General features: G+C 61.8%; 3 protein-coding genes. 2 read left to right on the plus strand and 1 reads right to left on the minus strand.

Features of this window, described 5'->3' with window-relative positions; translation table 11 throughout:
- Positions 1–74: 74 nt before the first annotated feature.
- Both KGQ19_RS16340 and KGQ19_RS16345 read left to right on the plus strand, forming a co-directional pair.
- On the plus strand, positions 75–11,645 hold the full coding sequence (locus KGQ19_RS16340; protein WP_212010022.1) for a LamG-like jellyroll fold domain-containing protein: 11,571 nt from the start codon (positions 75–77) through the stop codon (positions 11,643–11,645).
- 12 nt (positions 11,646–11,657) lie between these two features.
- The gene (locus tag KGQ19_RS16345; RefSeq protein ID WP_194894491.1) at positions 11,658–12,173 is read left to right on the plus strand and encodes a hypothetical protein; all 516 of its coding nucleotides are present in this window, start codon (positions 11,658–11,660) and stop codon (positions 12,171–12,173) included.
- Between the two features lie 21 nt (positions 12,174–12,194).
- Here the strand turns inward: KGQ19_RS16345 and KGQ19_RS16350 are convergent, their stop codons facing one another.
- The gene (locus KGQ19_RS16350; protein WP_228554626.1) at positions 12,195–12,626 is read right to left on the minus strand and encodes a transposase; all 432 of its coding nucleotides are present in this window, start codon (positions 12,624–12,626) and stop codon (positions 12,195–12,197) included.
- Positions 12,627–12,875: the final 249 nt, after the last annotated feature.

Consider the following 12,875-nt stretch of genomic DNA (forward strand, 5'->3'; position numbering starts at 1 on the left):
TGTTAGAACGCGGCGAGCGTCTTCGAACATAGTAACGATATCGTAACGATGTTCGATCTCTGACATTCTGCGGCGTGACTGACTCTGAAGCGCTCAATTACGATCAGCCCGCGAACGGGGCGCTCGACAAGTTGCACGTGTTGTTTGGCACATGGAAAACGAGGGCTCCGATGCGTGTACTTGGCGTGCGTTCGATCGTCCGGCGTTCAGTGGCTCGCTTCGGCGTCGTTGGGCTGACGGTGACTGTGGGCTTGTCCCCGACGTTGACGCAGGCGGCGCAGGTGCCGGGCTACGTGTGGGGCTTCTCGCAGAGTGATCATGGCGGCTCGCCGGCCACACCAAAACAGCCGTCTGGGACGGCCGTCGGCAAGGCGCACTACGTGCCGGCTAGCGCTACTCGGGCTACCAGCGGGGCGAAGGGCCATCCGGCTGGTAAATCGCCATATGAGCTGCCGGCCGACAAGCCGCATGCGAAGACCTCGAAGCCCCGCACCTCAGACGCCCCGAAGGCTGCAACGCCGGTAGCGACGCGGGCAGTGACATCGGCCGCGGCGGGGAAGAGCAGCTTTGACGCGACGGCGAGTGTGCGGCAGGACCGCATGGGTAATGCTCAGACGGCCGTCTTCAAGAACCCCGACGGTACGTACACCGCTCGCCTTTACCCCGTACGCACCCAATATCAGCTGCCTGATGCATCGTGGGCGCCGATCGACCTGACGCTCGTCGTCGGGGCGGACGGGCGTCTGCACCGGCGTGCTGACTCCATGGATACAAGCTTCGCGGCTACTGCCGACGGGCCCGAACTGATGGCCCTCAACACCGATGCAAAACATGGCGTGTCGTTCTCACTTGCGAGCGCGCAGTCTGTCGCCGGTCAAACGACTGGTGACGCAGAGACCTACCACGGTGTCGCGGCCGGGGCAGACCTGACGTTGAAGACTGACGTATCCGGAGTGAAGGAGAGCCTGGTCCTCCAGAACTCGTCAGCTCCGACGACGTGGATCTTTCCCTTCCAGGCCAAGGGGCTGTCCGCGAAGCTGGATACAGGTACTGGTGATGTGGACTTCGTGGACGCGAACGGCGCGACAGCCATACGAGTACCACATGGATCGATGACGGACTCGAAAATCGATCCGGTCTCGAACGATCCGGCGTGGTCGGGCGGCGTCACCTACAGCCTCGTTACCTATCAGGGGTCGCCAGCCCTGCAGGTCAGCCTGGACAAGGCTTGGCTCACTGACCCGCGGCGGGTCTTTCCGGTCACCGTGGATCCAACCTCGATGAACGACACCGCGGACACCTTCGTCGAGACTGTCGATAACACAGGCAACAACGAGGCTTCGCCTATCTTGAAGGTCGGCTCCTACGATGGCGGGTCCCACAAGGCAGCCTCCTTCCTCTCGTTCGCCTACTTCCAGTCGATGTTCAGCAATGATTGGATCAGGGGAACGTGGCTGAACCTCTACGATGCGTTTGACACGACTTGTCGAGCCGAGAATGTCTACGTTTCGCCGGTCACTGGGCCGTGGTCGGCGGGAGCGATTTCCGAGGCAGCCAATGGCTATCCCGGTGCGCCGATCGGGAACGCCTTCGGTGTTGCGGCCTTTGATAAGAGCCCGAAATGCCTAGGAACCAGCGGGACCGCAAACTGGGAGCAGATTGGACTGGACTCGTCCACCTTCGACCATTACGCGCACGGGTCCAGCTTCTATGGCCTGGCGGTCTGGGCGGACACTACAGGTAGTACCACGTCGTGGAAGGAGTTTGCGTCCAACCACAGTGCCAACGTCCCGTACTTGAGCGTTGACTACAGTCCTTACGCAGTGCTCTGGGGGGCGCTGCCAGCTTGGACTACGACGCCGACCGCCTTGCAAGGCGGGGCTATCCAGGTGCCCGTGGAGAACTGGGGCTACGACACCTGGACTCCGTCCAACGGTTACGTCTTGCACTGGACGCAGACGAACAACGCGAACGGCGATGTCCTGGCATCCGGCAATGCGGCCATGTCATCCAACATCGGACCGCAACAGTCGGGGAGCGTCACACTGACGCTCCCGCCACAACCAGCCGGCATCACCGTGGGTGTTTCCCTCGACATGTGGGCGCCGGGAAGCGTCGCCTTTTCGAGCTACCTCGTTCCCACAGAGGCTTTCACGTATACCGGGGCGGATATCGCTCCACAGATCGACGGGGAAGCGCCGGCGTCGAACGTCACCTTGACCTCGACGCCGACCCTCATCGCGTACGGCCATGATCCGGACAACTACCCATCTGCGCTTCAGTTCGGGTTCTGGGTATGCCCATCTACGGCGACTTGGCCGACGGGCTGTATCTCGTCGGGTTGGCTGCCAGACGGGCAGAATGGTTGGAAGCTTCCGGCCGGAAGCTTGGCCTATGGCAAGCCGTATTATTGGATCACTCAAGACTACGACGGCGCGGCAACCAGCTGGCCGAGCCAGCCCGCATGGTTTACGACGGCCGTGGACCAGCCGGTGGTGACGTCACATCTGGCCCAGAACACCGACAATCACGGTTACGACCCCGAGTCCGGGAACTACACGACCGCCGCTACGGACCTGACTGTGCCCGGTTCGGGGATGCCGTTGCAGGTCGAGCGCACCTATAACAGCCTGGATCCACGGACTTCTGGCGCGTTCGGCGCATCCTGGTCCTCAGTCTTTGACATGCAGGCGGCCGTCGACAGCGACGGTACCGGCAACGTCGTCGTCACCTATCCCACTGGGCAGGCGGTCCGCTTCGGGTACAACCCGGATGGTAGCTTCACCGCGCCGTCGGGCCGGTTCGCGACGCTCACCGCCAACGGTTCGACCGGTTACACCCTGGTCGACAAAGACGGCACCACCTACGTGTTCAGCGGAGCCTCGGGCGCATCGGTCTTCCCAGTCTCGTCGATCACGGACCATTCCGGCCACGGTGAGTCGTTCACCTACACAGGCGGTCAGGTGTCTACGGTGACGAACCTGGTGTCGGGTCGTGCGCTGCACTTCACCTGGGGCACGCCCGCCGGTGCCAGTTCGCCGCATGTAGCTTCTGTGGCGACGGACCCGTTGAGCGGTACGGACCAGACCACCGCCATTACCGCCACCTACGGCTACACCGGCGACGATTTGACCTCGTTCTGTTTGCCGAAGCTCCAGACAGGGTGTACTGGCTACACCTATGAGAGCGGGTCCCACGACCGTTCGGTAACGCTAGACGCTGACCCGGACTCTTACTGGAGGCTCGACGATCCAGTGGGGTCCTCGCTGGCCTCCAGTCAGGTCATAGCCAACGAAGGATCCGACAACGCGACCTCGGTGAGCGCGACGTTCGGGGCCGCCGGCCCCACTGGGACTGCTACTGCGGCGGGGTTCGACGGCTCGACATCCTTCGTGCAGCTGCCCAACGGCCAGGTGGAGGGGACGACATATCTGACATTGCAGCTGTGGTTCAAGACCTCTACGACTGGCGTGGCGCAAATGCTCTACGCAACCGGCCACGACCCAGCAAACACTCCCAATCCCGGCGGCGGCGCGATGCCAGTGCTGTACGTCGGGACCAACGGTAAGTTGTACGGACACTTCTGGAACAACACGGTTGTCAGCATGACCTCGTACGGGACCGTCACGGACGGGGCCTGGCACCAGGTGGTGCTCACCGCGTCCGGTACTAGCCAGGCCCTATATGTCGATGGTGACCTGGCCGGAACTGAGAGCGGCCAGTTGGCCAACATCGATCCCTATGACATAGTCGGCGCAGGTGTGTTCAACAACAATGGCTGGCCCGCGGCGCCCGGGGGCAACGTGTGGTCCCACTTCAACGGGCAGATCAGTGATGTCGCGTTCTACCAACGTGCGCTGTCGGGGACGCAGGTCGCGCAGCTGTATTCTGCGGTGAAGGTGCCGTCCTCGTTGCTGACCCAGGTCAAGCTCCCGTCCGGAAACATCGAGGCGGCTCCCGCGTACGACACCGAGATTGACCGGCTGACTCAGGTTACCGACGCCAACGGCTCGGTGTGGGGCGTCGGCCGGGCGACGGTGAGTGGGACGTCCAGCGTGTACCGATCAGCAGTCATGGGTTCGAGCCCTTATGGCTACTGGCGGCTGGGCGACGCTGGCGGTACGACCGCGGCCGACCAGACCTCCGGCAGTGTTGGCCAGCCTTCTGCCTACAGCAACGTGACTTTGGGTGTGCAGGGACCGTTTGGGCCAAACGACAACACTGCGGCACAGTTCAACGGTACGAACTCGAACCTGCTGCTGCAAACGCCCGTCGCCGCCCCGAGGACGCCCGCCGCCGTCGAGATGTGGTTCTCGACGACCAAACCCGGCGTACTGCTGTCAGCGTCTGCTGACGCGATCACCGCCACCACCACGACTAACTCATACACCCCGACTCTGTACGTGGGCACCGACGGGAAGCTGTACGGCCAGTTCCACGAGTCCGATAACTCCAGCGCGCCCATAGTTACTTCGTCCCCGGTCACCGACGGCAAGTGGCACCACGTCGTGATTTCCACAGATGGGCTCATGCAGGAGCTCTACCTGGACGGTGCGCAGGTCGGGACGATGACTGGCTCGGGCTGGATCGGTGATGCCGGCACCAGGTACATGTATGTCGGTGCGGGTTTCATTGGCGGGAAGTGGCCTGCCCAGGCACACCAGAGCACGACCGACGCCACTGGCTACCCGAGTTTCTTCAGCGGCTCGGTCGCAGAGGTCGCCTACTATGAGCACCAGCTCACGCCCGCCGACGTCACAGCGCATTTCAAAGCGTTTGGTAGCTCCGTGTCGCACACAGCGCCGACTATGCGCGTGGAGATCACAGACCCGACGGGCAAGCCACTCACATACACATACGATCCATTCAGCGGGGGTCGTTTGCTGACTGCGTCTGATGCACTCGGCGCGACTACTACTTACGGGTATGACGCAGCTGGTTTTCTGAACACCGTGACCGACCCTAACGGCGATATCGTCACTACCGGTCACGATATCCGTGGCAACACTGTGTCGAAGACTACCTGCCAAAGCCTGGCACATGGAAATTGTGGCACGGCCTACTACACGTACTACCCGGACGACACGTCTACCTCGCTGACGCCCGATCCGCGTAACGACCAGATGACAACATTCCGGGACGCCAACTCTAGCGACCCATCGGATCCCACGTACCTGACCCGTTACACCTACGACGCCGCTGGGGACCTGACCTCTACGACCACACCGGCGGTCTCTGGGTTCCCACTAGGCAAGACTCAGACCACCGTTTTTACCGACGGTTCGGCGGCTTTCCCGGCAGCGGACTCGGGTAATGAGCCGGCTGGGCTGATTGATCATACAGCTACCCCGAACGGGGCTGTGACCAAATACCGGTACTTCCATAACGGTGACGTGGCCTCCGTGACTGATGCGGCGGGTTTGGTTACCAAGTATGCGTATGATGCTATTGGAAGGGTCCTCGCTAAGACGCAGATCAGTGACACCTACCCGGCAGGTTTGGTCACCAGTTACACCTACGACGCTGCCAGTCGCGTCCTGACCGAGACCGATCCCGCTACGGGCGACAGGGTCAGCGGGGTGACCCATACCGCGCTTACCACAACCGTCTATGGGCCGGACGGCCAGGCGACATCGGTGACTGTCAGCGACGCTACCGGTGGGGACAAATCCCGGCAGACGATTAACGTCTACGACAGCTCAGATCGGCTCCACACAACAACGGACCCCACCGGTGCAGTCAGCACCTATGGATACGATGCTTATGGCAACCGGAGCCAGGTTATCGACGCCGCCGGCAACGAGACTGATCAGTTATTCGACCCGGATGACCGCCTGCTTGCCACCACGTTGCACAACTACACGGGCGATCCAGTCCACCCCAGCGCGGCAACGAATCTCGTACGTGAGTCGCGGGCGTACGACCCTGCTGGGCGGTTGGCGTCCGTCACCGACGCCATGGGCCGGACTACCCAGTACACGTATTTCGACAACGGTCTGTTGCAGAAGACATTTCACCCGGACCCGGCTTCGACCACCGGGGGCGGGACGGTTGCCGAAGAGCGAATCTACGACAACGTAGGAAACACAACTGCGGACTGCAACTTCGACTGTCAGACTCCGGCCTCTGGGAATTTTTATTCCGGCAACAGCTACACCCAGAACGTCTACGACGCATCCAACCTGCTCACTAGTTCGGCAACTAAGTCCGGAATAGACAGTGACGGCTACGACATCCTGCGCGATGCCTCCTACTCCTACGACCCGGACGACCACCAGACCGCAGTGACCACCTCCAGCACCGACAACGCGACGGTCGACACCACCGACTACACCTATGACCCGCTTGGACGTGTCACGAGTAAGACTGTCCAGGACTCCAACAACGCCCAGTCATGGAGCGCATCGCTGGGCGGCAAGTGGAACCTCGACGACAATTCCACCGCGACTGTTCCGGACGGGTCTGTCGAGAATCACCCGGGCACGCTTACCGGCAACGTGGTGTGGTCGTCCGGCATGACCGGCAACAGCACTAGCTCCGCGCAATTTGACGGCACGCCCGGCGAGTCCATCACCACCAACGGACCGGCGGTCGACACCAGCAAACCGTTCACCGTTTCCGCCTGGGTCTATCTGAATGACACTGCCAGCGACCACCCTGCCCTGACCCAGGACGGTACGAACGGCGGAGTTGGCTTCTGGCTTGGCTATGACCACGTCTTGAATGCTTGGTGCTTCACCACGGACAATGGCGACACCGCTATCCCGTTAAGTTCGTCCTCCGCATCCTCGCCAGCCGGCTCGGTCCAGACAGGCGTGTGGACGCACCTTGTGGCAGCGTACGACGGTACCCGCGTGAATCTCTACGTCGACGGCAATTGGCAGTCCCGCGCGGATAATTGGCCTACCGGCTTCGACACCACCGGTCCTGTCCAGATCGGCGGAGCCCCGAATGGTCAGTCCTTCAGCGGCAACATTGAGAAGGTCAGTATTTACAACCGCTCGCTGTCCTGGAATGAGATTGTCGCGCTCTATGACGGCGCTGTCTCGGCTGGTCCGGGGCTCAACGGACTGGCTGGCAGTTGGCCGCTGACTTCCGAGTACACCTATACGGCTAAGGACACCTCAGCATCCGGCGACCAGCACGGCTACGACGCGAGCCCCGGGTATTTCGAAGACATCCTCTGGTCGCCCGAGCACGGGGGTTCCGCAGTGTTCGATGGCGCCAACATGGCGCTCGAGGCTAACAACACCCTGAATACCGGATCCGGACAGAGCTTCACCGTCACCGCCTGGGCCAAACTCACATCCACCGCAGGCACTGCGGACATTGTTTCCCAGAGCGGCACGCAGACCTCGGGATTTGACCTCCAGTACGACAGCACTGACAAGGCCTGGTCCTTCTCCCGCGCCACTCAAGACGTCGCGAATCCTACGGTCGTCCGTGCTCATGCGAGCTCGCCTCCTGCGCTGGGCGTATGGACACACTTGGCCGGTGTCTATGACGCGACGACAAACACACTGACCCTCTATGTGAACGGCAGTCTCGCCGGGACGGCGACCGACACCACGCCGATTGCGTCCACCGGAAGCCTCGTGATCGGACGTGGACAGAACAACGCAGCACCGGCCTATTGGTTCGCCGGAAAGATATCCGGCGTCCAGGCGTACTACCGCGCACTTTCGGCCACCGAGATCGGGACCATCTACTCGGGTGGTTCTCTCCTGAAGCCGACGAACGTACTGACCACCACCTGGACGTTGGATCAGCGTGGCCTCGTGGTCGCCACTACCGACCCCCGCGGTAACGCGCCGGAGGCCACGAAGGCCGGCTACACCACCACCTACACCAACGACGAGGCCGGGCGCCGGGTCACCACCACGCTTCCGACGGTGAACGTCGAGACCGCTGGCGGCGCACCGGTAGCCACTCACCCCATGTCCCAAACCGGCTATGACAGCTTTGGCGACGCCGTGGAGGCCCAGGACCCGAACGGCAACATCACCGCCACCGCCTTCGACGGCGACGGCAGGACCACTGGAACAACCTCACCGCCCTACACCGCACCCGGGACCACCACTGCGGTAACGAGCACAACCACGACCGATTACACCAGCATCGGTCAGGTCAAGGACGTGAAGGACCCTCTGGGCAACATCACCAGCTTCACGTACGACCAGCTCGGCGACGCCGCAACCCGGACCGACCCGCCGATCGATGGGAACACCACCGGCGGCGTCTCGCACAACGTGTACTACCCCGACGGCCAGGTGCAAAGCAGTACCGATCCGACCGAGGCCCAGAGCCAGGCCACGTACGACTACATGGGCCGAGTGGCGACCAGTACCCAGATCGTGCGCCAGCCGACCGCACAGGCCGACACCACGACCTACGGCTACGACAGTCTGGGCGACGTCACCAGCGTCAAATCACCGTCAGGGGTCACCACCGGTGCCACGTACGACGCCATTGGAGAGCGGCTGACATCGGTAGACGGTGCGGGCAACACCACCTACTACAACTACAACGAGACGGGTCTCCTGAACCAGATGGAGTTCCCCGACGGTACCTGGCAGGAAGTCGACTATGACCTCGCCAGCCGTCCCGTGACCGAGACCGACTATGACGCCAACAACGCAAAGATCCGATCCACCAGTATCGGCTATGACTTGGCAGGCAACAAGATCTGGACGAAGGACGCGCTGAACAACCAGACGACCTTCGCCTACGACGCCGCCGACAGACTCATCTCTCAGACCGAGCCGGTCACCGCGAATCACTCCATTACCACTACCTACGGCTATGACGCGGCCGGGAACAGCACACGCTACACCGACGGCAACGGCCAACCATGGACCACGACATACAACACTTGGAATACACCGGAGTCCACGATCGAGCCGTCCACACCGGCTTTCCCGAACCTCGTCGACCGGACCACCACCCGGACATACGACAAGTCTGGCCGTCCGGCGACCATCACCGAACCCGGTGGAGTGGTCATCGGCCGATCCTTCGATGCCCTAGGTGACGTCACAAAGGAGACCGGGACGGGGGCTCAGGCGGCCACCGCCGATCACACCTACGGCTACGACACGGCAGGTCGAATGACCTCCGTGGCAGCGCCCGGCGGCACTGATGCCTTTACATTCGACGACCGCGGCAATCTGATGAGCGCTTCCGGGCCATCCGGATCATCGAGCTTTGCCTACAACGCAGACGGCGCCATGACCAGCCGCACGGACGCCGCTGGTGCAGCGACCTACGGCTACGACACCGCAGGACGCCTGGCCTCCGTCGTCGACCCGTTGACCGGCAGTACCCTGACATACGGCTACAACGCCATGAGCCAGGTTTCGTCGATCGGCTATGGAACCGGTGGCGACGTCCGCACCTTCGGCTATGACAGCCTGCAAGAGCTGACCAGTGACACGCTCAAGACCTCGGCAGGCGCCACTGTTGCTTCGATCGGCTACGGCTACAACCTCGACGGCGACCTCACGACCAAAAACTCCACCGGCTTCGCCGGCGCCGCGACGAACACCTACACCTACGACTACGCCCAGCGGCTGACCTCGTGGAACAATGGCGCCGCCACTGTCGCCTACGGTTACGACGACAACTCCAACCGTACTGCCGTGGGCGCCACGACCCTGACATATGACGCCCGTAACCAACTCACATCGGACGGCACCAACACCTACAGCTACACGGCCCGGGGAACGCTGGCAGCCAAGACCCCGACAACCGGCACAGCAGAGGCCTACACTTTTGACGCCTTCGACCGGATGGCCACCGACGGCGGCCAGACGTACACGTACGATGGCTTGGACCGCCTGATGAGTGCGGGGACCGCAACCGGCTTCGCCTACAGTGGGACGTCCAACGATCTCGCCGCGGACTCTGCGGCTACCTACAGCCGTGATCCGTCCGGAAATCTGATCGGAGTCAGCCAGTCCGGTGTTAAGACCCTGGCCTATAACGACCGCCACGGCGATCTGGTGGGTTTGTTCCAGGGCTCCGGCACCGCCCTGACGGCTTCCACTGCCTACGACCCGCTGGGCGCAGTCACCGCCAGCAATAGCCAGCCAAGCCTGGGATTCCAGAGCGGATGGACTGACAAAACGACCGGCAAGGTCAACATGGCCTCGCGATGGTACGACCCTGCCACCGGCCAATTCGCAAGCCAGGACACCATCACGACCAGCCCGAACCCCATGTCGGCGAACGCCAACACCTACGGCTACGGGAATGGCGACCCACTCGACCACTTCGACCCCAGCGGCCACACCGCGAGCTTGACCGGCGGAGACGCAGGCGGTGATGAAACTGTTGGAGGGGGCGGAGCAGGCGTAGGCGGCGGAGCAGGCGGAGGCGGTGGAGGCGTCGCAACGATCGACACTTCGACATCGGACATGCCTGCGGACCAGGCCGGTGCCGAACCTCTCTCGCAAGAGGAATGGGCACAACTCGACGCCATCGAGAAGGGCATCGTCGAAGACGGTAAGGCCCTTAACCAAAATGAAGAGCAAGTCTACTCCGAAGGCAAGGCGGAATTTCAAGGGGTAGCGCGGGGTGAATTCGAACAGGACTTCTACTCTCTCGTTGAGAGCGGAGAGGCTATAGACAACGACCCAGTACAGCTGCTTGCCCAAATCAGGGTGGCTATGGGCTTGCCGGCGTTCCCTGATGGCGGTGCCGAGTACTCCGACGTTCCTGCATGCCATGGCACCGCATGCGGCAAGCCAGCGTCCGATTCGACCAGAAATACGTCGTGCAACACGAGTTGTGGCGGCGGCGGTGCGTTCGGCGCAGTCTTTACCTTTACCCCAGCGCAACCCCCACCCCCGCCCACGCCCACGCAGTATGCCGACAAGCCTGCGGCGCACCCGAAGGCGCCCAAGCTAGGTCAAGGCTCCGGCATCGACTACTCACCAACAATCATTGCGCAGGTCCTCACGGCGCTGGTGGTCCAGGTGACCCCGGAGGCCGACGCCTATAGTCCCCAAGACGCCGCCGCCACCTCGAACCCGGCCAGCGATTTGGCCACCGGCGGCACGGGTGATGAAGAAAGCGACGACCAATGCGGTAACGCTGCCGGAGGGTGGGTTACTTATGCCCCAACAGGGTTCGGTGGACGAGCTCAGGGTGGTGTTGCGTGCCTCACTAGCCGGTATATTGCTGCTGCCCCTGGAAGCCCTACGACGGAAGCGTCCGCGTACGGCACTCCTGGATATGGGGCGGCGAGAGCCTTTTCGCTGGCAATAGGTGCGTCAAACAATCCAGGGCAGGCAATTAATGCTTGCCATCTAATCGGAGCCCAGCTCGGAGGAAGTGGTACTGACGCGCGGAACCTGGCGACATGTTCACGGGCCGCGAATGCCTGGCCTATTGGTGTTCAGGGCTTCAGTAATCGCATGGACACATTCGAAGGTAAGGCTCGGTCCGCCATCAATGCAGGGCAAACGGTTATCTATTCAGACGTGCCAAGGTATTGGACTGATCGGTCGACCATTCCATATGCATTTGATCTTTCGGCGACATGCGCGGCGAACTGTGGCGCCGGAGCGGCCGATTTCTCTGTTAGTGTTCCAAATATCATCGCCGGTGGTAACGGGCAGTGGTACAACTTGGGGATGAATTGATGGAGGTTGTAGATGCCCGGTGATTGGCTGGAGAGATTGACTAGTCAGATGCCGCCGCGGCGTGCGGATGGAGGCTCCCCTGAAAGGCGACTCGGCGAGCTAGCTTCTGCGGATGAACTCCATATGCCATCCGATTATGTGCGCTTCGTGGAAGCGTATGGGTTTGGTGCGGTGGGCGATTATCTAATTGTGGATCGCCCAGCCCTGCCCCCTGCGGAGTACCTCGAAGAGTACGAATCTCCCTATCGGGCCTACTCGGGGAATTGTGGAGGTGTCATCTACTTCGCGACAACTGCTGACGCCGACGATGTTTTTTATCTTCTGAATCTTCATGATGGGGAGGGGTGTGTTGTTGTCAAGAGGCGTCATTTTTATGGCGCCGAGGAGATGTGGAAGAAGTTCGATTGCGGATTACTCGAATTCCTCGTCCTCACGCTCGATGCTCAACTTCCGGGAGGTAATCCTTTTAGCGGAACTCACCTTTGGGGTAGAGATAAGCCCGTAAAGTTTGTGCCGTCAGCTTACTAATGGAACTCGAAGTAGGTTTCGTCAGTTGAGGTAGGCGAGGTCGGGGTCGCGGAAGAAGCCGCGGACGATTTCGGGGGTGGCGGCGAGGCGTTGGAGGGCCTCGACCGCGATGGCGTAAAGCTGGCCGGGGGCTTGGACCGCGCGTCGGCCGGCGCGGGCGGCTTTGACGCTGTTCCACACCCACTCGTCAGGGTTGAGCGTCGGGGAATAGCCGGGCAGGAAGAACAGCCGCAGACGCCCGTGGGCGTTTTCCACGAAGGTCTTGACGTCTTTCGCCCGGTGAGATGGGGCGCCGTCCACGATCAGGAACACGGTGCCGCCGTCATCGGCCAGCAGTTGCTCGCAGAATTCGATGAACGTCGTCTTGTCGAAGGTGCCGGTGAAGCAGTTGAAATGGATGCGTCCGCGCTGTTCAATCGCCGAGATCATCGTCACCGGATCCCGTCTGCCCATGGCGGCTCATCTAAGTTGGCCGTGATGTTCGACCGTCCCGCTGGATCAGGGTCTTGATGGCAGCGAAGCGCCCGTGACGTTCTGTGATCATTCGAGTTGCTGAGACTTGAAGGATCAACGGGAGGCCACGGGCTTGGTCAACGATACGACGCGGCTATTCGGGTTGGACGGGGTGGCTGTCACCTCCGTGCGGCTCGGCAACGACGCGAGTCCGATGCTCGCACTGGTCACCGCCGATGAGCAGGCCCG

This window comes from Catenulispora pinistramenti (genome assembly GCF_018274385.1).
In the GTDB taxonomy this organism is placed as follows: domain Bacteria; phylum Actinomycetota; class Actinomycetes; order Streptomycetales; family Catenulisporaceae; genus Catenulispora; species Catenulispora pinistramenti.